At 29.1% G+C, this 21,275-nt stretch carries 18 protein-coding genes and 1 tRNA gene; 9 read left to right on the plus strand and 10 right to left on the minus strand.

The window, feature by feature from the left end; genetic code table 11:
• Positions 1-26: 26 nt before the first annotated feature.
• From ABIN73_04950 to ABIN73_04975, 6 genes are all read right to left on the minus strand, one after another.
• Positions 27-392 (minus strand): hypothetical protein, encoded by a 366-nt coding sequence (locus tag ABIN73_04950; protein MEO0269072.1) that lies wholly within the window; start codon positions 390-392, stop codon positions 27-29.
• Complete coding sequence (locus tag ABIN73_04955) at positions 389-1,540, minus strand: tetratricopeptide repeat protein (protein ID MEO0269073.1); 1,152 nt, start codon at positions 1,538-1,540, stop codon at positions 389-391. Before ABIN73_04955 ends, ABIN73_04950 begins: the two co-directional genes overlap by 4 nt.
• A gap of 22 nt (positions 1,541-1,562) precedes the next feature.
• Positions 1,563-1,635 (minus strand) — tRNA-Ala (locus ABIN73_04960).
• A gap of 34 nt (positions 1,636-1,669) precedes the next feature.
• Positions 1,670-2,617: a transketolase C-terminal domain-containing protein gene (locus tag ABIN73_04965; GenBank protein MEO0269074.1), complete on the minus strand. Its 948-nt coding sequence runs from the start codon at positions 2,615-2,617 to the stop codon at positions 1,670-1,672.
• Positions 2,618-3,460, minus strand: a complete 843-nt coding sequence (locus tag ABIN73_04970) for a transketolase (protein ID MEO0269075.1) — start codon at positions 3,458-3,460, stop codon at positions 2,618-2,620.
• 49 nt (positions 3,461-3,509) lie between these two features.
• Positions 3,510-5,492: a (Fe-S)-binding protein gene (locus ABIN73_04975; GenBank protein MEO0269076.1), complete on the minus strand. Its 1,983-nt coding sequence runs from the start codon at positions 5,490-5,492 to the stop codon at positions 3,510-3,512.
• Between the two features lie 42 nt (positions 5,493-5,534).
• Between ABIN73_04975 and ABIN73_04980 the strand changes: the two genes are divergently transcribed.
• Both ABIN73_04980 and ABIN73_04985 read left to right on the plus strand, forming a co-directional pair.
• Positions 5,535-6,494 (plus strand): radical SAM protein, encoded by a 960-nt coding sequence (locus ABIN73_04980; GenBank protein MEO0269077.1) that lies wholly within the window; start codon positions 5,535-5,537, stop codon positions 6,492-6,494.
• The gene (locus ABIN73_04985; protein ID MEO0269078.1) at positions 6,491-7,360 is read left to right on the plus strand and encodes a UbiA family prenyltransferase; all 870 of its coding nucleotides are present in this window, start codon (positions 6,491-6,493) and stop codon (positions 7,358-7,360) included. Before ABIN73_04980 ends, ABIN73_04985 begins: the two co-directional genes overlap by 4 nt.
• Positions 7,361-7,365: 5 nt before the next feature.
• On the opposite strand, the gene ABIN73_04990 is transcribed toward ABIN73_04985, so the two are convergent.
• Genes ABIN73_04990 through dapA form a run of 3 tightly spaced genes read right to left on the minus strand, consistent with a single transcriptional unit; the run spans position 7,366 to position 11,128 of the window.
• Positions 7,366-8,232, minus strand: a complete 867-nt coding sequence (locus ABIN73_04990) for a PorV/PorQ family protein (protein ID MEO0269079.1) — start codon at positions 8,230-8,232, stop codon at positions 7,366-7,368.
• 4 nt (positions 8,233-8,236) lie between these two features.
• On the minus strand, positions 8,237-10,198 hold the full coding sequence (locus ABIN73_04995; protein MEO0269080.1) for a T9SS type A sorting domain-containing protein: 1,962 nt from the start codon (positions 10,196-10,198) through the stop codon (positions 8,237-8,239).
• Between the two features lie 15 nt (positions 10,199-10,213).
• The gene (gene dapA / locus ABIN73_05000; GenBank protein MEO0269081.1) at positions 10,214-11,128 is read right to left on the minus strand and encodes a 4-hydroxy-tetrahydrodipicolinate synthase; all 915 of its coding nucleotides are present in this window, start codon (positions 11,126-11,128) and stop codon (positions 10,214-10,216) included.
• 61 nt (positions 11,129-11,189) lie between these two features.
• Here dapA and ABIN73_05005 point away from each other — a divergent pair, with 61 nt between their 5' ends.
• From ABIN73_05005 to ABIN73_05035, 7 genes are read left to right on the plus strand one after another with little or no spacing between them, the layout of a single operon-like run.
• Entirely contained in the window at positions 11,190-12,158 is a 969-nt protein-coding gene (locus ABIN73_05005) for a hypothetical protein (GenBank protein MEO0269082.1), read from the plus strand.
• A gap of 16 nt (positions 12,159-12,174) precedes the next feature.
• Positions 12,175-13,464 carry a signal peptide peptidase SppA gene (sppA, locus tag ABIN73_05010; GenBank protein ID MEO0269083.1) on the plus strand — a complete coding sequence of 430 codons (1,290 nt, stop codon included), beginning with the start codon at positions 12,175-12,177 and terminating at the stop codon, positions 13,462-13,464.
• 47 nt (positions 13,465-13,511) lie between these two features.
• Positions 13,512-14,360: an efflux RND transporter periplasmic adaptor subunit gene (locus tag ABIN73_05015; GenBank protein MEO0269084.1), complete on the plus strand. Its 849-nt coding sequence runs from the start codon at positions 13,512-13,514 to the stop codon at positions 14,358-14,360.
• A gap of 1 nt (position 14,361) precedes the next feature.
• Complete coding sequence (locus ABIN73_05020) at positions 14,362-15,972, plus strand: ATP-binding cassette domain-containing protein (GenBank protein MEO0269085.1); 1,611 nt, start codon at positions 14,362-14,364, stop codon at positions 15,970-15,972.
• A gap of 2 nt (positions 15,973-15,974) precedes the next feature.
• Positions 15,975-17,042, plus strand: a complete 1,068-nt coding sequence (locus tag ABIN73_05025) for an ABC transporter permease (GenBank protein MEO0269086.1) — start codon at positions 15,975-15,977, stop codon at positions 17,040-17,042.
• Positions 17,039-18,124 (plus strand): ABC transporter permease, encoded by a 1,086-nt coding sequence (locus ABIN73_05030; GenBank protein MEO0269087.1) that lies wholly within the window; start codon positions 17,039-17,041, stop codon positions 18,122-18,124. The genes ABIN73_05025 and ABIN73_05030 overlap by 4 nt, the downstream gene beginning before the upstream one ends.
• On the plus strand, positions 18,124-20,733 hold the full coding sequence (locus tag ABIN73_05035; protein MEO0269088.1) for a DEAD/DEAH box helicase: 2,610 nt from the start codon (positions 18,124-18,126) through the stop codon (positions 20,731-20,733). The genes ABIN73_05030 and ABIN73_05035 overlap by 1 nt, the downstream gene beginning before the upstream one ends.
• Here ABIN73_05035 and rfbC read toward each other — a convergent pair.
• On the minus strand, positions 20,723-21,271 hold the full coding sequence (gene rfbC, locus ABIN73_05040; protein ID MEO0269089.1) for a dTDP-4-dehydrorhamnose 3,5-epimerase: 549 nt from the start codon (positions 21,269-21,271) through the stop codon (positions 20,723-20,725). The two genes, ABIN73_05035 and rfbC, sit on opposite strands and share 11 nt — an antisense overlap.
• Positions 21,272-21,275: the final 4 nt, after the last annotated feature.

The following is a 21,275-nucleotide window of genomic DNA, read 5'->3' on the forward strand; positions in this document are numbered from 1 at the left end:
CCTTTCCACTTAATATTTTTTTTGATTTAGTCGATACTAACGGGAAGGCGTTTTACCTCCACTTTATAATTTATGGGTTTTACTATGTAATTTCCAAACCACTTCAAAGTATCAGAAAACTTTGCACTTATTACAATATTTTCACCCTCGTAATAAACACCAACATCTTCTTGATTAAAATAAAATCTGCTTTTAGAAAGTTCTTCAAGAACTCTGTTTCTCACTTCTTCTATATCTTTCTGCATTTTTGAAAATTTTGCAATTTCATTAAATTTTTCCTTTAAAGATAAGTATCCCATATAGGAAAGAAAAGGCTGGTAACCTCCATAGATGATAATTGCTAAAATAAGAACTATAATTAAAATTGACCTTAAAATACCTCCTCTTTTCATCCTTCATCGATTCCAAGTTTAATCCTTTTCACCTTTTCCCATTTTTTACTCGTATAATCAACCATTTTTAAAGAATAATCTCTGTAAGGAGTATCACCAAGGGAGTAAATTCTTGAATACCAGGTTTTTGCTTTTTCCCAAAGGTCAAGAGCCTGATCCCAATCCTTTTTCTCTTCTGAATTTAAAGCAAGACCTTTGTAACTTTCGGCTATTACATAATATACTGCAGATAAAACTTCCTCAGATTTTGGTTGTAAATCAAGAGCTTTTTTACCTTCTATTAAAGATTTATTATAATCCTTTAACTCATTATAAAGTAACGCCTTTCTAATATAAACACCCACACTTTTTGGATTCAGACTCTCAGCTTTATTGTAATCGGATAAGGCACTTTTATAATTATTAAGTGAAGCATAAGCAGTTCCCCTCATCAGATAATAAACATAATCATCAGGATTTTTCTTAATTAATTCATTTGCAATTTCAATTGCTTTTTTTGCTTCTCCCATCTGTATGTAAACTTTAAATGCGCTTTCCATAACTGTCTCATCATTTGATAATTTTTCTATAGCTCTATTTGCGTATATAAGAGCCTCATTAAATCTTTTTTCTTCAACTAAAAAATTTAAATATTTTTTGAGTGCTTCAGGATTTTCAGGATTAATACTTAATATTTTTTTATAATAAAATTCAGCACTATCCTTATTTATTTTTTCAAACAAACGAGCAACTACAAGAAGAGTATTTAAATCAGTTTTATCAATATCGTAGGACTTTTTATAAAAATATATACCCTTTTCATAATTTCTTAAATAAACACCATAAAGAAAACCAAGACCCTGATACCCTCTTTTATCATCAGGAGAAATTTTTGTAGCTTCAAGAAAATTCTCTTTTGCTTTGAGTGTATCCTTTAAAGATAAATAGGCATTTCCAAGGGCAATATAAGCTTCAACAAAATAAGGGTCAAGTGCTTTTGCATCATTAAGTAAAGGAATTGCCTCATTATATCTTTCTTGATTGAGATAGGCACTTGCTCTTATATAAAGATGCCTTGCTTTAACTTTATCTTCTTCACTTATATTCTGAACTTTAACTTTTTCCTTTGTAGCACAAAAAATTGTTAAAAGTATTAACACAATATTCATGTTTTTAATCATTTTATTAATATGGAGCCGGTGGGATTTGAACCCACGACCTGCAGACTGCCAGCCTGCCGCTCTCCCAGCTGAGCTACGGCCCCTTATTTAAAAGATAAAGTAAAAAAATATAAAAAATCAAGTTTTTTTAACAAAATCTATTACCTTTTCAAAAATTCTTTTATAAGAAATTCCAAACTTATCAAATAACTCCTCAGGTTTTCCCGATTCTCCATAAGTATTTTCTATTGCTATAATTTTAATTGGAACAGGATTTCTTTCACTTAAGAAACTTGCAATTCTTGAACCAAGACCACCATCCTTTAAATGCTCTTCTACAACTACTATTTTTCCAACCTCTTTTGCTACCTTTAAAAGTGTATCCTCATCAAGAGGCTTAATAAAGGGAGCATCAAAAATTAGAGCCTTTATTCCTTTTTCTTTTAATAAATCATGAGCCTTTAAACACTCAGCAACTGTCAAACCATAGGTAAAAATAGCAATATCCTCTCCATCTTCAAGTTTTATATATTTTCCCCAATCAAAGTTATTTCCATTTTCATAAATTAAAGGAGCTTTAGGTCTCTGAGTTCTCACATATACTGGACCTTCTCTTTTTGCTACCTCCCTTATAACCCACTGAGTATAAACTTCATCACAGGGAGCAATTACGGTAAAATTTGGAAATGTACACATAAGGGCTATATCCTCTATACTCTGCTGTGTAAATCCATCCTCACCAACTGAAATTCCACCGTGAGAAGAAACAAATTTAACACTTAAATTACTTCCTGCAACTGAAATTTTTATCTGTTCATAAGCTTTATTAACCATAAAACATGCAAAAGAAGAACAAAAGGGAATTTTCCCACACCTTGCAAGACCTGCTGCTGCTCCTACCATATTCGCCTCCGCTATTCCAAAATTAAAAAATCTTTCAGGAAACCTTTCAGCAAAAAGGTAAGTATGGGTTGACTTTGAAAGATCAGCATCAAGAACCACTATTTCTTCAATTTCCTCACCAAGTTTTAAAAGAGCCTCCCCGTAAGCTGCTCTTGTAGGTTTTCCCAGTTTGAATTCTCTCATTTAAATTTCAGGATTCTCTTCACCAAGTTCCATTAAAGCCCTTATAGCCTCTTCTTTTGTAGGTGCCCTTCCATGAAACTCATTATTATTTTCCATAAAAGAAACTCCTTTACCCTTAATAGTATGGGCTATAACACACTGTGGCTTTTCAAAATTATTATTCTTTATTTCTAAAAAAACAGAACTTAACTCTTCAATTGAATGTCCATCAACTTCAAAAACTTCCCATCTAAAACTTTTCCACTTTTCTTTCAAAGGTTCAATATCAAGTATTTTCTTAATTGGTCCATCAAGCTGAAATTTGTTATAATCCACAATTACCGTTAAATTGGATAATTTGTGGAAACTTGCAAACATAGCTCCTTCCCAAACCTGACCCTCTTCCATTTCTCCATCACCCATTATAACATAGACCCTGTAATCTTTTTTATCTATCTTTCCTGCCAGTGCCATACCTATTCCTACAGATAAACCCTGACCAAGGGAACCCGAGGATATCTCAAGAATAGGGAATTTCCTTCTATCAGGGTGACCTTGAAGTGGCGAATTAATTTTTCTTAAAGTCCATAACATATGTTCGGGTATCCATCCAACCTCTGACCATACACTGTAAAGAGCTGGAACTCCATGTCCCTTTGAAAGAATAAGTCTATCCCTTAAAGGCCAGAAAGGATCCTCTTCTCTGTATCTCAATATATCCCCAAAATAAAGAGTAACAAGAATATCAACTATAGATAAGGAACCACCAGGATGACCACTCCCTGCTTTATAAAGCATTTTGATTATCTTTCTCCGTACACTTAAAGCCTTTTCAGTTAAGAGTTCTTTTAAGGTAATTTCCATAAACACTATTTTAAGTTTCTTTAAAAACCTTTTTCAATTTTTAAATTATCTATTCAAGATTAATAGCAATAACCTCCGTTATATCCATAATTTCAAACTCTTCTGCATCTATTTCTTTTTTTCCATCCTCAAGCATTCTCAAACAAAAGGGGCAGGAAACCAAAACATTTTTCACTCCAAAATCCTTTATCTCCTTCATCCTAACCTGATTCACCTTTTTACCCTTTTTTGTTTCCATCCACATCCTTCCTCCCCCAGCTCCACAACAAAAAGAAAATTCCCGAGAATTTTTAAGTTCTTTTAACCTTCCAAAAGTTTTTATTATTTCTCTTGGTTCATCAAAAATACCATTATGTCTCCCAAGATAGCAAGGGTCATGAAAGGTATAATCTTTTTTATCAACTTTTAATTTTAATTTTCCTTTTTTAATAAAAGAATTCAAAAATTCTGATATATGAATAACTTCCTTTTTAAATCCAAAATCAGGATACTCATTTTTAAAAATATTAAAACAATGGGGGCAGTGCACAAGTATTTTATTGAAATCATATTTTTTTAATATTTCAATGTTTGCCTCAACCATAATCTGAAAAAGATATTCATTTCCGGTTCTTCTTGCAGGATCACCATTACAGATTTCTTCATCACCTAAACAGGCATAATTAACTTCAAGATGATTTAGAATTTTAACTATACTTCTCGCAATATTATTAAGCCTTTTATCAAAGGAAGAAGCACACCCAACAAAGTAAAGATACTCAAAATTATTTTTTTCTCTTGCAAGAGGGACATTTAATCCTTCCATCCATTTAATCCTCTCATCACTCCATAATCCCCACGGATTCTGCTTCTGTTCCATATTCTTGAAGAAAAAGGAAAGTTCTTCAGGAAATTTGCTTTCTGTAAGAACTTCACCTCTTCTCAGATTCAATATATATGGAATATGTTTTATATCAAGGGGACAGGCTTCCATACAGGCTCCACAAGTTGTACATGCCCATAAAGCTTCTTCTGAAATAACTGTGTCCTTTAATTTAATCCCTGTATCTTCTCCCTTTAAAATCTTTTCTCCCTTTTCAAGGAGCAATTCCCTTGTATTCACAACAAGATATTTTGGAGAAAGGGAAGAGCCGGAAGCATAAGCAGGACAAAGATCCTGACATCTACCACACTCTATACAGGAAAAGGCATCAAATCTCTCTTTAAAAGAAATATCCTCTGGTTTTAAATAACCAAAAGAAACATCTTCCTTTTCAAAATCAATTTTTTCAATATAAGCATAGGAATTTAAGTCATAAAGAAAAACATTTATTATTCCATTTATAATATGAAAATGTTTTGAAAGGGGAATTAAATTTAAAAATAAAAATACAAGCACAAGATGTAAAAAATAATTGAATTTCCAGAACAAGATACTTTCAGGAACAAAATTTATAAAAATTAAGGAAAACCATTTTCCTTCAGAAACCCTTTCCTGAATTTTTATTCCTGTTGCACTCTCAAAAAGATAGGTTACCATTAAGGTAAAAATTAAAAGCAATATTAGAAAAGACTCAAACTGTGGACCCTTTTTTGCTTTACCATAAAGAAGAACCTCATTAGAAGGTTTTGGATTTGTTATTCCTTCTGGTTTAAAAAGAAATCTTCTTACAAAAAATCCAATCACTCCAAGTATAACAAAAAGAGCAAAAAGATCAAGGAAGAAACGGTAAAAAGAAAAGAATTTAAGTTCAAGTATAGAAGGTATACCGAAAATAGAAAGTATCATATCAAGAGTTGAAAGTAAAAATACAAAGAAGCCCCAGAAAATAAAGGCATGAAAAATACCTGGTAGAGGTCTCTGTTTTACAAGAACATACTGGGTAAAAACTAAAGTCAAAACCCTTTTAATTCCCCTTTTGAAATTTATTTCCGGTTTTTTAGAACCTTTAAGAACTATCCTGTATCTATATTGAACGGTTCTAATAAAAAAGTAAATTGAACCTACTAAAAAAATTAAAAATAGTATTCTTTCAATTATTGAAAATTTCATAATTTATTTTAAGTAAACCAGAAGAAAAATATAAAATATAATATGTTAGATTCAAAAACCTTTACCCCAGTTTATTTAAAAACTTATGAGGAAGGTAAAATTAAAGAAAAAGTTGAAAGGGCTCTAAGTTTACTTGATAAACCCTGTAAGGTATGTCCGAGAAATTGCAAAGTAAAAAGAATTTCAAATGAAAAAGGGGTATGTAAAATCGGGAGGTATGCAGTTGTATCTTCTTTTTTTGCCCATTTTGGTGAGGAGGATGTTTTAAGGGGATGGAACGGCTCAGGAACAATATTTTTTTCCGGTTGTAATTTAAAATGTGTCTTTTGTCAAAACTACGATATTTCACAAAACATTTCAGGTTATGAAGTAAAACCAAAGGAACTTGCAAAGATTATGATTTACCTTCAGGAAAGGGGGTGCCACAATATAAACTTTGTAACACCTGAACATGTTGTTCCACAGATAATGGAGGCTATTCCCTATGCAATTGAAATGGGACTCAAACTTCCAATTGTTTACAATACAAGTTCTTATGATTCAGCGGAATCCCTTAAAATAATGGATGGAATTGTCGATATATATATGCCAGATTTTAAATTCTGGGAAAAAGAAAGCTCAAGAAAATACTCCCTTGCACCTGATTATCCAGAGGTTGCAAAAAAATCTATTAAAGAAATGCATAAACAGGTAGGAGATTTAATTGTTGATGAAAATGGTCTTGCAAAAAGAGGTATTCTCTTAAGACATCTTGTTATGCCTAATTTAGTTGAGGAAAGTAAAAAGATACTTAAATGGATTAAAGAGGAAATTTCAGAAAATACCTTTATTAATATAATGGCTCAATACAGACCTGAATATAAGGCAAAAAATTATAAAGAAATTTCAAGAAGACCTACACTAAGAGAATTTTTTGAAGTTATTGAATATGCAAGAGAAATAGGACTTAAAAGAATTGATCCGAGAAGTATAGAAAGTGCAAAATATTTTCTTGAAATATGAATTTTCTTTTGAAAATAATTCCTTTTTATTTTAATAAACAGAGAATAAATTTACAGATTCATTATTCTCTTTTAACAACAGGAGGATTTTTGCTTGGTGTTATAAGGGAAAATATTTCTCTCCTGGAAATTAATTTTTTAAAATTAATTCTTTCTGTAATAACAATACTTATTGCTTTTTATTCCTCACTTGTATTTAACGATATAGAAGACTTCGAAGGTGACAGAATTAACTTTAAAATAACACCTCTAACTGCAGAAATAGTTGATAAAAAAACTTATTTCAAATATGGAATTTTGTTTCTGTTTCTCTCCCTTTTTTTATCCCTTTTTTTAAATATTTATTTTTTTTTAAATATCCTTATACTTCATATAATTCAGATTATTTATACTTTTCCACCTTTCAGACTTAAAAGGTTTTACCCCATTTCAATTTTTCTATTGTCACTTGCAGCACTATTTTCAATACTTTCAGGATTTTCAGTTATAGAAAGTTCTGAGTTTTTAAAAAAATTTCCATTAAAACTTTACCTCATATTTATCCTTGCCTTTCCCTTTGCTATGAATTTCAGAGATGTTCTTGACCTTAAGGGAGATAAAATTCAGGGTATAAAAACTCTTGCTGTGATAGTTGGAGAAAAAAGAGCACCGATTTTTGCTGGTATATCACTTTTTATAACTTATATCTTAGTTGCTCTGATTCTCTTTAAGATTATTTTTTTTCTCCTCTCTGTGATTGCAGGAACTTTATGCATTATCTTCTCACTTAGAAAAAAATTTGATGAAACACCTTTTTTTACCATTTACTTTTCTTATCTTATTATTTTTATATTTATAATTTATTTTAAGCCTAACTATATCTTTTAAACTTTCTATTTAAAATTTATCTTTAAAGAAATATGATGGGTAAAAAAAGAGGCAGAAGGAGAAAGTGCATAATCAATACCAAAATTTGGATAATTTATTCCAAAACCATATCTAAAAGCCTCTAATAAACCGTAATCAAAATCTGTTTTAAAGCCGAATCTTAAATCAAGTATATTCTTAATTAAATAAGAGAATCCGAAAGTTAAATATGGAGTATTATCAGAAGAAAAAACAAAATCTGAAACAATATTAAAACTCTTTTTGCCATAAGAAAACCCGGCTCTTGAAACAATAGGTAAGGAAAAGGACTCATTAATGAACTTAACAGATGGACCAAGATTTTGTAAAGAAAAACCAATCTTTATATAGGGGTTATTTTTAAATATATATTTAGTTCCAAGGCTGAAAATTATAGAACCTGAAGAATATTTATCAATTTTCTCATAAGGATAACCAAGAACAAAACCAAAACTTAATCTTTCAGTAAAACTCCTTGAAATTCCTAAAGCAAACTCAAAATCATATGCAGAAAAATTGAAAGTTTTATAACCAAAACTATCCCTTCCTTCAAAGCTTCCATAACTTAGATAAATTAAAGAAATACCAAAATTGAAATAAGGAGTTCTCCCTGACAAAACAAGAGAGTTATCCTTTATACCAGCCCATAAAATAGAACTGTAAAAAGAAAAATTAAATTTGGAAACCTCAGAAAGAATTGCAGGATTTGAAAGAAAACTCAAAGCATCAGAAGAAGTAGCACAGGTTTCACCAAGTGCTATATCTTTTGCATTTCTTATGTTTTTTAAAAAAACAAAGGAATTACTCCCAGGTTCAAACAAATTAATTAATATGAAAAAAACTATACCTTTCATAGCTTCACCTCACTATAGCAATTTTACCAATTTTTTTTCTTTTATTTTTATCTATTATTGAGTAAATATAAATACCAGAAGCTACATTTCCATCCCATCTTGCAGAACCATCTCCATCTGATTTAAGTTCCTTTATTTTATTTCCATTAACATCAAAAATAACAATTTCTGAATTGGGGGAAAGATTTGTAAAACTTATATGAGAATGACCCTCTGAAGGCTTAAAAGGATTGGGATAGACAAAAGCTTCGGAGAGATCAGACTTTGCTTTTCCACCTTTAATTATTACCTTTATACTGTCCTCAACAACCGCTGAATCTCTATCTATCCCACTGATATAAAGTGTTCCATAATAGGTTCCATAAGGACTTTCATCTCTTATAAAACCTCTTAAAATAACCTCAAATTTTTCCCCAACTCTCAGAGTATCTGGAAATTTATTATATACAAAAACTTTAGCATATCCACCTTTAGGACCATTTAAAATAAGAGTATCTGCTCTTAAATTAAATATACTTCTCTTTGAAGGACCATCAATGGGGTCAGGATTAAAAAGAGAATCTGTATTTGCAATTAAAATTTTCTTTTCCAAATAAAGGTCTGAAGGAACTTCACCAAAAAATAGGGTGTCATTTTTTGCATCAAAAGTATCACCATGAATATCAAGATCAGAAAGAGATATAATAACTTTTCCCCTTATAAAGTAAATATCTCCGAGAGAATCTTCCTTTAAATCCTGCCATACAAGAAAGAAATTAGTAAAACCTTTAACAGTATCAACAAAAAGGGAAGGGGGGTAAAAAGCATTACCGAAATTGGCGTTAGTTGTCCCTGTAAATGTAGTATCAAACTCAAAAACAAGTTGTGCCTTGCTGAAACTTTGGGTTGTATCAGAAAAAGCACTCATTAAAATAGAATAGTGATCAAGATCAATTAGATTGGAATGCCAGGCACAAACACCTTTCCCATTAGGTCCAATAAAGAAAATAGGTCTAAAGTTACTCGGACCTGAGGAAATATCAACTCTTATATTTTGAGAAAAGGAATCCAATCTAATTCTCCTTGAAAAATAAATATGAGGTTCTTCATCTGGAAAACCCCTTGCGTCTTCCCATACAACAAAAACATCACCAGAACTTGTCACTGTTATTGAGGGTTGACCTCTATAAGCCTCAAACCCCGGATTATCAACAACAAAAACATCCTGAGGAAGAAAAGTATTCCCAAAATCTTTTGAAATATTATAACCAATATCAGGATGAGGATCCTGGTTATTTCCAGAATTACCTCTTGCCCATACTATATGAACAAATCCAGAATCATCAACTGCAATATTGGGGTGTCTATTCACACTTGTGGGATTTTTATCAACTTCTCCAAGATCAGTAAAACTTAAACCACCATCATCTGACCTTGCAATTCTTATTCTTATTATACCTGTTCTGTCATCTGCCCAAACAACATAGATTCTATTTTCATTTTTTGGGTCTATACAAATTTTGGGTTGTGGACCAAAATTAACATTTGAAAAAGTGCTGTAATATACCTTAATACCGGGAAGGGTATCAGGTGTAGTAAAAGTATTTCCCTTATCAGAGGATCTTGTAAAATAAACTTTACCAACATTAGCCCTAACACTTTGAAAGACCACATATATTTTGCCTGAAGGGGAAACACTCATCCAAGGGAAATAATCATCTCTATTTAAATCAGGACTTATCAGTTTATTTACTGACCATGTTCTTCCAAAATCCTGTGATTTAGAAAAATAAATTTCCTTTAATCCATCCTTATCCCTATCATCTTCAAAAACAACATATATGGTTGTATCTATACTGGAATAATAAACGAAAGGTCTTGATTGATAAGCACTTCCTGTATCATCATTGACCTTTGACTTATATAAAAACTTAAGAGTGCCTCCTGCAAATTGAAAGAATAAAAAAATTGAAAATATCTTTATCATAAATTTATTTTAAACCTAAAAATAATTAAAATGCAAATTTGCTTTCGGCAAATTATATTTACTTGCAATATCAATTAACTTCTTTTTATTTTCTTCCCCCATTTTTCCAAGAGGAAATCTGAATTCTTCCTCAATCCAGCCAAGATATGAAAGTAAAGTTTTAACAGGTAAGGGATTTGTTTCAATAAATAAAGCATTCATCAAAGGTAAAGCATCAAAATGCATCTTCCTTGCCTCCTCTATATTACCCTTTTCAAAAAGATTAATCATCTTTTTTAAATAACCTGGATTAATATTTGAATAAACAGAAATAACCCCTTCATAACCAAGGGATAAAAGTGGAAAAGTCCAGGAATCATCTCCTGAAAGAAGAGAAATTTTACCCTTAAATAATTTAGCGAGATCCATCATCTGATCAAGATTCTTTGAAGCTTCTTTAATACCAATAATATTTTCAGGAACCTTTTCATAAATTTTTAAAATAGTTTCAGGTAAAATATTTACCCCTGTCCTTCCAGGAACATTGTAAATTATGATCTTCGCACCTGTATTTTTTGCAAGAAAAACAAAGTAATCAATAAGATTATTCTGGGTGGGCTTGTTATAATAGGGAATTACAACAAGATGATAATTAATACCTATATCAAGAGCCATTTCAGCATATGAAAGTGTTTTCTTTCCATCATTTGTCCCAACACCTGTTATTAATTTCATTTTATTTTTTATTTTTTCCTTGGCAAAATTTAAAAGTTCCTTTCTTTCTTCTTTATCTACTGTTGGAGATTCACCTGTTGTTCCAAGGATAACTATTCCATCAGTTTCTCTTTCCATATGTAAATCTAACAGTTTTCCAAAAGAATCAAGGTCAATTTTACCCCTTTTAAAGGGTGTAACAATTGCACATATTTCTCCTTTTATTTTATCATTCATAATATGATTTTAATGAAATTTTTTAAAAAGGTTCAATTCCTTTATAAAATGAAAAATAATCATGATTAAGCTATTAATAATCTCATATTTTTTTTATCACTTTTCTCCTTCCCTTTCTACAAGAAGTAAATCAATTTTAAATAACCCTGCTGGACTTTCCTTTGAAAAAGGAACAGAATTTTTTTATAGTTTAAGGGAAGAAAGATTCTCCTATTTTGAAAGAGAAAAATTTTACCACTTGTTTGGAATGAGTATGGAGAATTTGGGTTTTTCTTTTGCACTTCTGGATAAAAATAAGATATATAAAATGGGGACAGGAATACCTCTCAGTGAAAAATTATCCTTTGGAATCTCTTATACCTTTGGAGACATTGAAAAATACTATACTTTGGGACTTATGGCAAGACCATTTTCTTTTTTATCTCTCGGCGCAAAAGGTGATTTCTTTAAAAGTGAAAATGAATATTTAATGGGATTTGCTTTAAAACCCTTAACAGATAGATTAACTTTTTCAGCTGATATGAAAATAAAAGGTGATAGCATTGATTCTTACTTTTTTTCCTTTTCAATCGAACCTGTTTCTGGTTTAATTTTTAACTCAAAGATAGAAACATCATCTAAATTTTATAAAGAGGATACAAGATACTTTTTTGGTTTAGAACTATCCTTTGGTCAGGGATTACTCTCCTATTCAATGGACAAAGAAGACGAAATAAGGAATTATACATTTTTAACTTCAAAGGAATTTTATCCCAAATTCTTTTCTTATAAAAATAGATGGCTTAATATAAAATTAAAAGATGAATATTCAGAAGAAAGGGAAGAGATAGGATTTTTAAGATTAAAATTAAAACCCTCATTTTATGATCTTTTAAAAACTTTTGAAAGGGTATACCAAGATAAGGAAATTGAAGGAGTTATTATACATTTTGAAAATCCTTACTTTTCACCTGCTCAGGCTGAAGAATTAAGAAAATTGATTAAAAAAATTTCAGAAAAAAAACACAGTTGCCTATGGAGAAAATCTTGATGAAAGGAATTATTACATTGCAAGTGCCTGTGATAAGATTATTATCCCCAATGAAGGTTCAATAATACTTACAGGTCCATATGTTGAAAAAATTTACTTAAAAAAATTTTTTGAAAAAATAGGGATTAAAGCACAAATTGAAAGAATAGCTGAGTATAAATCAGCAGCAGAACCTTTAATTAGAGAAGGCATGAGTAAAGAAGATAGTTCCCAGAGTTACCTTTTTATTAAGAGAATACTTGAAAAAGAAATTAAGGAAATAAGTGAATCAAGAAATATTAAAGAAGATACTTTATTAAAACTTATGGAAAATGAATCTTATTTTAACTCAGAGGATGCCTTGAAGTATTCTCTTATAGATACATTTGCCTTTGAAAATGAACTTGAAGATATTATAAAAAAATGGTTCAATAAAAAGAAAATTAAAAAAATTTCTGAAAAAACTTTAAGTGAAGAAAAATATTTAAAGAGAGAATTTGTTGATACAAGACCCAAAATAGCCCTTTTAACTCTTGAAGGTTCAATTATTGAGGGTGAAAGTGGAAAAAATCCTCTTCCTTTTATTGGTGGTAAAATGCTTGGCTCAAAAACGGTTCAGGATATCCTTTCAAAAATAGAAAAAGATAAAAGTATTAAAGCACTTGTTATAAGAGTAAATTCACCTGGTGGTTCTGCTCTTGCTTCTGAAATAATATGGAATGCAATTAAAAGGGTAAAAAGTAAAAAACCTGTAGTTGTGTCAATGGGTGAGGTCGCAGCTTCAGGTGGATATTATATCTCCTGTCCAGCTCACTATATTTTTGCCAACTATACAACACTCACAGGTTCAATAGGAATCCTCGGTGGTAAACTTGTCTTTGGTGATATGTTTGAAAAAATTGGAATAACAAGTAGCAGGGTAAAAACCTTAAAACATTCTGATGCTTTTTCCATTTTAAGACCCTGGGATGAGGAAGAACTTCAAAAATTAAGAAAGGAACTTAAATGGGGATATAATAATTTTTTAAATAGGGTTGCAAGTTCAAGAAATTTGAGTGAATCCTATGTAGATTCCATTGGAAGAGGAAGGATATGGTCAGGCTATGATGCAAAAAATGTTAAAATTGTTGATGAGATAGGTGGAATTTTTGAGGCAATTGAAAAAGCTAAAGAACTCGCAAAAATAAAAGGTGATGTCAAAATTTTGATTTATCCAGAAAAAAAATTCTTAAAAAGTTTTTATCTCTCAGAAATAACCTTTAAATCTCCTTTGAATTATTTACTAAAAGATGAGTATATTTATTATGAAACTATAAAATTGAAATAAAGAAAAACTATAAATACAAAAAATATAACATCAAAAGGAGGGATAAAATGAAAAAAAGATTTTTTATTTTAGTTTTCTTAATAATAGCAATAGCAATAATATATATTTTATTTCCAAAAGGTAAAATAAATTATTCATCAGGAAGAGTAGAGGCAACTGAAATTGAACTTTCAACAAAATATGCAGGAAAAGTTTTAAAAATATACAAAAAAGAAGGAGAAAAAGTAGAAAAAGGTGAAATTCTTCTTGAGATTGATGCAAGAGAAATAAAAGTTTTAAAAGAAGAAATAGAAGATAAACTGAATTCTTTACAATTTGAAAAAAAATCTTTTGAAATTGAAATTGAAAACTTAAAAGAAGACTTAGAAAAAACCAAAAAACTTATGGAAATAGGGGCACTTTCAGAAAGAGAATATGAAAAAATGAAAACAAAGTATAACTCACTTTTGTATAAAATTAAATCAGTAGAAGAGAATATTGAATCAATCAAAAAAAACCTGGAAAGGCTTTCTATTCAAGAAGAAGAGTATGTAATAAAGTCACCTGTTAAGGGAATAATAATAGAAAAAAATATTGAAGTTGGTGAATTAACAAAACCTGGCTTTCCCCTTTTCAGAATTGCAAATCTTGATACTCTTTTTGTTTATGCTTATTTACCTCAGAAAGAATTATACGATTTAAACTTGTCAAAAACTGTAAAGATTATACCTCATACAGATAAAAAAATAGAATTTACTGGTGAAGTCGTGTGGATTTCGGAGGAAGCAGAATTTACTCCTAAAAATGTTATAACACCAGATGAAAAAGCTTTACTTGTTTTCAAGTTTAAGATTAAAGTTATTAATAGAGATAACCTTCTAAAACCAGGAATGACTGTTTCTGTCTATTATAAATAAAATGGAAAATTTTTATCTTCTTCAATTAAAAAATATTAAGAAAAAATTTAAAGATAAGGAAATTTTAAAGGGAATAAATCTTACATTAAAAGAAAAAGAAATTCTTGCAATTACAGGACCTGATGGATCTGGGAAAAGTGTTTTATTAAAAATTATTGCAGGACTTTTAAAACCTGATGAGGGAGAAATAATTTTTTTAGGAAGTGATTTATTAAAAGAAAGAGAAAAATTCAAAGATAAAATATGTTACTCTTCAGAAAGTTTTTCCCTTTATCCAGACCTCACTGTAGAAGAAACAATGTATTTTTTTGGAGAAATATACGAAGATAAAAAAAGAATAGAAGAAAGAATTCAAAAAATTCTTGAATTAACTGAATTAAAGGAAAAAAGGAAAAACAAAGTAAGAGAACTTTCAGGAGGCATGCAGAAAAAACTTTCCCTTGCTACTTTACTCATATATAGACCAAAGCTTTTATTACTTGATGAACCAACAAGAGGAATTGATCCGGTTTCAAGATCAAAATTATGGAACCTTTTTCATAAATTGAAAGAAAATGGAATATCAATAATAATAACAACCCCATATATTCTTGAAACAAAAAGAGCAGATAGATTTTTTTTACTCAAAGAAGGTTATCTGCAGGGAGGTTTGGAAGAGGAAGAATTTGAAAAGAAAAACTTTTATATTCTAAATAAAAAAGAAAAAATTATAAGGGTAAAAAACTTAACAAAAAAATTTGGAAATTTTATTGCTGTTAAAAATTTAAGTTTTGAAATAGAAAGAGGGGAAATTTTTGCCCTTTTAGGTCCAAATGGAGCTGGAAAAACAACCACACTAAAAATGCTCCTCGGGATTATTAGTCCAACGGAAGGGGAAATTGAAATTTTAGGAGAAAAATTAAGTAAGGAAAATATAAGAAAAATAAGAAAAAATATAGGTTACCTTTCTCAGAAGTTTTCTCTTTATCCTGATTTAACCCTTTATCAGAATTTAAAATTTTATTCGGGGTTATATGAAGTTCAAAAAGAAAAAGAAAGGATAGAAGAACTAATTGAACTTCTTAATATGGGTAATTGGAGGAATAATTTAGCAAGTGAATTGCCTTTAGGAGTAAAACAGAGACTCTCTCTTGCCTGTGCTATAATAAACAATCCGCCTTTACTTTTTCTTGATGAGCCCACTTCTGGAATGGGTGTTGAGACAAGAAAAGAATTCTGGGAAATTTTAAGTAATTTAAAGGAGAAAGAGACTACAATGATATTAACTACTCATTATATGGATGAGGCTGAATATTGTGATAGAATTTTACTTATTGATAAAGGAGAAAATAAAGCACTTGATTCACCTTTCAATTTAAAGAAAAAATTTCTTGAAGAATATAAAATCTACGAGATAAAAGTGGAAAAGGTTTTGGAATTTGAAAATTTAATAGAAAAGGAGGAAGAAGTTATCTTCACAAGGACAAAAAATGGATTTAAAATTTTTTCAAGAAAAGAAGAGAAAATTTTAGAAATAGTAAAAAAATTAGAAGAAAGCGGAATAAAAATTATAAATTTTGAAAAAAGTGAACCTGATCTTGAAGAAGTTTTCTATGCAAAAGTGTTAAGTTAAAAATGAAAAATATAAAAAATTCTTTAAGAAAAATTAAATCAATTGCATATAAGGAAATTCTGCACATTATAAGAGATATAAGAACTTTAATTCTTTCTTTAATAATTCCAGTTTTTTTACTTATAATTTTTGGCTATGCAATCAGACTTGATATCCAAAATGTAAGTTTAAGCTTTTTTGATTTTAAAAACGATTATTTTACAAGGGAGTTAAAGGAAACCTTAAAAAATTCTTCTGTATTTTCAAAGATCTTTAATGAATATGATTTAAAAGAAGATAAATTTTTGAAAAATGAAATAAAAGGAAAAATTTTTATACCCAGCAATTTAAAAGAAATTGTCATCATTATAGATGGTTCTGACCCAACATTATTTTCAACCCTTTCAGGTTATATGATAAGAATGCTTGGAGAAAAAGAAAATATTTTTGATTTGAGATATAAAATTCTCTTCAATCCTGAATTAAAAAGTGAAATTTTTATTGTTCCCGGAATTATAGCAATTATTCTTGTTGTTATCTCAGCTGTTCTTGTAGCAATAAGTATAAGTAAAGAATACGAAACCGGTAGCTTTTATACACTTTTCACCTTACCGTTAAAACCCTATGAAATAATAATTGGTAAAGTTATTCCCTATATTTTAATCGGTCTTACTCAATTTACCCTTGTTCTTATTTTTGGTAAAATACTATTTAACATCCCATTAAGAGGTAATTTTTTATTTCTTTATTTATCCACTATAATTTATATTCTTTCAGGTCTTAGTATAGGAATAATAGTTTCAACTAAATTTAAAAAAACGCAGACTGCGCTCCAAGTAACATGGTTAACAACAATATTACCTTCCTTTTTATTGTCTGGATTTATTTTTCCAATTGAAAATATCCCGTTTTTATTAAGAATTCTGACATATTTTGTTCCTGCAAGATATTTTCTTGAGCTTTTAAGAGCTAATCTTTTAAGAAATAGTGAAATCTTTTATATGCTTGATGAGCTTTTCTTTCTTATTCTTTTGTCCTTCATCTTAATTTTTATAGCTTTAAAATCTATAAAAAAAGAAATATTAACATGAAAAGACTTTTATTTTTTATTGAAAAGGAATTTATCCAGGTTATGAGGGATAAAAGAACAAGGTTTATTGTATTTGCAGCACCTATAATACAGCTTATAGTTTTTGGTTATGTAATATCCACTGATGTAAGGAATGTAAAAACAGGTATACTGGATTACTGTAATAAAAGTATATCAAGAGATTTCATATATTCCCTAACATCTTCTTCATTTTTTAAAATATTGAAAATTTATAACAATCCTAATGATATGGAAAAGGACTTTAAAAATGGTAGAATTGATTTTGGTATAATAATAAAAGAGAAATTTAATAAACAAATAAGAAAAGAGAAAAATTTTGAAGTTTTTGCTCTTTTTGATGGTTCAAGGGCATGGAGTACACAGATTATTCTGGGTTATTTTACAAATTTTCTTTATCAAAAATTAAGGAAAAATGAAGTGGAACCCAAAATTATTATTCTTTATAATCCTGAAGGCAAGTCAAGTAACTATATGGTTGAGGCAGTAATAGCAATGGTGCTTCTTATAACTTCAATGATTTTAACTAGTATTTCTGTTGCAAGGGAAAAGGAAATGGAAACAATTGAACTTTTATCCATAAGTCCTATTTCCCATATTGAATTTGTCCTCGGTAAAATTTTACCTTATACATTTTTAGGCTTAATTAATGTAACTATTGTTTTTATTTTCTCTCTTATAATTTTCAAATTACCTTTTCGTGGAAATTTAATTCTTTTATATTCAGGAACATTTCTTTTTCTATTACTTATTCTGGGGATAGGACTTTTATCTTCAATACTTTCTGAAACTCAGGCACAGGCAATGATGCAAGCAGTTTTTTTTGTTTTACCCATGCTTGTTCTTTCAGGATTTTTTTATCCAATAGAATCAATGCCTTTAATTTTTAGAATTATTGCCTATTTAAATCCTTTGACACATTTTTTGATAATATTAAGAAGTATATTTTTAAAGGGTTCAGGTTTTTTTGAATTAAAAATTAACTTTTTAATTATGGGGACACTCTCAATTTTAATATTTACTTATGCTTTTATTAAATCAAAAAATTTACTTCTGGGAAAGTAATGATATCTCTATATGTGGAATTTTTTTCATTAACTAATTTAAAGGAAAATAAATACCCTGTTATTTTATCAAAATTTGAAGAAGAATATAAATATTTTAAAAAACTTAAAAACAAGATTCTTCTCTTTAACTTATTTAATGAACCAATTGTAATTAGCGAAGAAAAAAAAGAAAAAAATTTAATTCTTGAAATTAAAAGGGGAAAAGAGTTAAAAATTTTCCAATTTATAAATTTGCTTATTAATGCAGGTTATAAGGAATATGATAAAGTTTATTCAGAAAGGGAATTTGCAAGAAGGGGTTATATTATTGATGTTTTTTTTGAAGAATCAGAACTTCCTTTAAGAATAGAATTATTCGGTGATTTTATCGAAGATTTAAGATTTTTTGACCCGGTAACTCAGAAGAGTGTTGAAAAAAAGGAAGTGCTTTATATTTATATTCCAGAAAAATTTAAAAATTTCTTTTCAAATCTTTTAAAACCATTAGATTTTTATTATATCAATGAAAGGGATTTTTTAGATAAAAAAATAGACCAATTGCCAAAATTTAAAAAATTTATTGATTTTATTGAGTTTTTAAAAAATAAAAACAAAAAAATAATATATGTGGCAGACAATACACTCAGATACTCCTATTTAAAAAAATTAATAAATAATATTGAGTTTTTAAAGGGGAACATTTCAGAGAGTTTTGAAATCCCTGATGAAGGAAAAATAATAATATCTGAAAGGGAACTTTATCCTTCTATAAAAACTTCTCAAAAATTTACATTACCATTCAGAGAAGAGGAATTTTTTGAAATAAATCCTGGTGATACTGTTATTTATGAAGAAGAAGGTATATGCTCAATCAAGGGATTTAAAAGGATTAAAAGTGAGGAAAGGGAAATAGAAAATATAGAACTTATTTTCCAGGATAATCAAAAACTTTATGTTCCTTTCTGGGAAATTTATAAAATAGAAAGGTATTTTGGAAAAAGTAAATTTACAGATTATTCAAAAAATTTATGGGCAAAAAATTTTTTAAAAACAAAAATTGAAATTCATGAATTTGCAAAAAAAATTTTAACCCTAACAGCAAGAAGAAAAGTATTAAAGGGAATTTCATTTAAACTGGATGAGGAGGAAGAAAAAATTTTAAATGAGATTATATTAAGTTTTCCTTATATAGAAACAGAAGACCAGAAAAGGGCATGGGAAGAAACGAAAAGAGATTTAGAATCTGAAAAAAGGATGGATAGATTAATAATAGGAGATTCAGGTTTTGGTAAAACTGAAATTGCTTTAAGGGCTCTTGCAATGTGTGCTTTAAAGGGATACCAGGGTCTTTTATTAGCACCAACAACGCCCCTTGTTTTACAGCATTACAGGAATTTTTGTGAAAGATTAAAAGATTTTCCATTAAATATTAGAATGTTATCAAGACTTATTACAAAAAATGAAGAAAGAGAAATTATTGATGGTTTAAGGGAAGGTAAAATTGATATTTTAATAAGCACCCACAGGGCACTTTCTGAGGATGTAAAATTTAAAAAACTCGGTCTTCTTGTCATAGATGAAGAACAAAGATTTGGAGTTGAACACAAGGAAAAATTAAGACTTTTAAGAGAGGAACTTGATACTTTAATTATTTCTGCAACTCCGATTCCGAGAACCCTTGCTTTATCAATTTATAACATTCTTGACATCTCAAGAATAAGAACACCACCAAAGGGAAGAAAGGAAACAGAAATAATAATAACAAATTATTCACTTAATAAAGTAAGAGAAGCTATTGAAAAGGAACTTGAAAGGAACGGACAAGTTATTTATGTAAGAAATAGAATTTCACCTTTAAAGGAAATAAAATCAAAAATTAACTTAATTTTTCCTGATGTAAGGTGTGAAATATTACACGGTAAAATGAGTAAAGAGGAAATAGAGGATATTTTAATTTCCTTTATCTTGGGAGAAATAAAAATTTTAATAACAACAAGTATTCTTGAAACAGGAATGGATTTTGAAAATGTTAATACATTAATAATTGAAAGACCCGATTTATTCGGACTCTCAGAACTTTATGCTTTAAAGGGAAGAGTTGGAAGAAGGGATAGAAAATCTTATGTTTATCTTTTATTACCACATAAATTAACCGAAAGAGCAAGAGAAAGGATAAAAATATTAAAGAGATACAATTATCCTGGCTCTGGAGAAAAGGTGGCTCTAAAAGATCTTGAAATGAGGGGACCTGGTGAATTTTTTGGAAAAAAGCAAAAAGGATTTATAAAAAAATTGGGTATAAATTTTTATATAAAATTACTTGAAGAAGAAATAAAGAAATTAAAGGGAGAGAAGGTTATAAAAATAATTCCTAAAATAATTCCCTATACTTCCTTGTTTTTTCCTTCAAATATGGAAGATGAGGATAAACTTCATATTTCAAGAAGTCTATTTACTGCTGAATCAGAAGAGGAGATAAATTTAATAATAGAAGAATATAAAGATAGATTCGGGAAACCTGATAAAAATATGGAAAAAATCTTTTTACTTGCTAAAAAATTTTTAGAAGCAAAAATTAAGGGCAAAAGTAAGGTTAAAGTTTTTGAGAATCTGATCTTTATAGAATAGATTTTATATCTTTTAAAAAGGGAAGGTTTTTGTCCTTCTCTGAAAGAATGGGATTTTTTATAGGCCAAGCAATATTTAAATCAGGGTCATCCCATCTAATCCCTGCATCCAGTTCTTTATAATATTCTTCAGATACTTTATAAAGTAAAATAGCATAATCACTTAAAACACAAAATCCATGTGCAAATCCCTTAGGAATATAAAGCATATTTTTGTTTTCTTCTGAAAGAATAACAGATGCCCATTTGCCAAAGGTTTTAGAATCTTTTCTTAAATCACAGGCAACATCAAAGATTTCTCCCTTTATACATCTTACAAGTTTTGCTTGTTCTTTGGGTTTTCTTTGAAAATGAAGTCCCCGTAAAGTGTTTTTTACTGAATAGGAAATATTATCCTGTTTAAATTTTTCTTTTATACCCCAATTTTTAAATTCTGACTCTTTATAACTTTCAAAAAAGTATCCTCTTATATCAGGAAAACTCTTTGTTTTTATAAGGACAAGACCATCTATTTCAAGTTCTTCAAAATCAAAAGGCATTTAA

Source organism: candidate division WOR-3 bacterium, assembly GCA_039804025.1.
Lineage (GTDB): Bacteria > Hydrothermota > Hydrothermia > Hydrothermales > JAJRUZ01 > JBCNVI01.

What these genes read in the sequence shown, in the direction of transcription:
- ABIN73_04950 (MEO0269072.1), bottom strand. Translation starts at nt 392, where the DNA reads ATGAAAAGAGGAGGTATTTTAAGGTCAATTTTAATTATAGTTCTTATT.
- ABIN73_04955 (MEO0269073.1), bottom strand. Translation starts at nt 1,540, where the DNA reads ATGAATATTGTGTTAATACTTTTAACAATTTTTTGTGCTACAAAGGAA.
- ABIN73_04965 (MEO0269074.1), bottom strand. Translation starts at nt 2,617, where the DNA reads ATGAGAGAATTCAAACTGGGAAAACCTACAAGAGCAGCTTACGGGGAG.
- ABIN73_04970 (MEO0269075.1), bottom strand. Translation starts at nt 3,460, where the DNA reads ATGGAAATTACCTTAAAAGAACTCTTAACTGAAAAGGCTTTAAGTGTA.
- ABIN73_04975 (MEO0269076.1), bottom strand. Translation starts at nt 5,492, where the DNA reads ATGAAATTTTCAATAATTGAAAGAATACTATTTTTAATTTTTTTAGTA.
- ABIN73_04980 (MEO0269077.1), top strand. Translation starts at nt 5,535, where the DNA reads ATGTTAGATTCAAAAACCTTTACCCCAGTTTATTTAAAAACTTATGAG.
- ABIN73_04985 (MEO0269078.1), top strand. Translation starts at nt 6,491, where the DNA reads ATGAATTTTCTTTTGAAAATAATTCCTTTTTATTTTAATAAACAGAGA.
- ABIN73_04990 (MEO0269079.1), bottom strand. Translation starts at nt 8,232, where the DNA reads ATGAAAGGTATAGTTTTTTTCATATTAATTAATTTGTTTGAACCTGGG.
- ABIN73_04995 (MEO0269080.1), bottom strand. Translation starts at nt 10,198, where the DNA reads ATGATAAAGATATTTTCAATTTTTTTATTCTTTCAATTTGCAGGAGGC.
- dapA (MEO0269081.1), bottom strand. Translation starts at nt 11,128, where the DNA reads ATGAATGATAAAATAAAAGGAGAAATATGTGCAATTGTTACACCCTTT.
- ABIN73_05005 (MEO0269082.1), top strand. Translation starts at nt 11,190, where the DNA reads ATGATTAAGCTATTAATAATCTCATATTTTTTTTATCACTTTTCTCCT.
- ABIN73_05015 (MEO0269084.1), top strand. Translation starts at nt 13,512, where the DNA reads ATGAAAAAAAGATTTTTTATTTTAGTTTTCTTAATAATAGCAATAGCA.
- ABIN73_05020 (MEO0269085.1), top strand. Translation starts at nt 14,362, where the DNA reads ATGGAAAATTTTTATCTTCTTCAATTAAAAAATATTAAGAAAAAATTT.
- ABIN73_05025 (MEO0269086.1), top strand. Translation starts at nt 15,975, where the DNA reads ATGAAAAATATAAAAAATTCTTTAAGAAAAATTAAATCAATTGCATAT.
- ABIN73_05030 (MEO0269087.1), top strand. Translation starts at nt 17,039, where the DNA reads ATGAAAAGACTTTTATTTTTTATTGAAAAGGAATTTATCCAGGTTATG.
- ABIN73_05035 (MEO0269088.1), top strand. Translation starts at nt 18,124, where the DNA reads ATGATATCTCTATATGTGGAATTTTTTTCATTAACTAATTTAAAGGAA.
- rfbC (MEO0269089.1), bottom strand. Translation starts at nt 21,271, where the DNA reads ATGCCTTTTGATTTTGAAGAACTTGAAATAGATGGTCTTGTCCTTATA.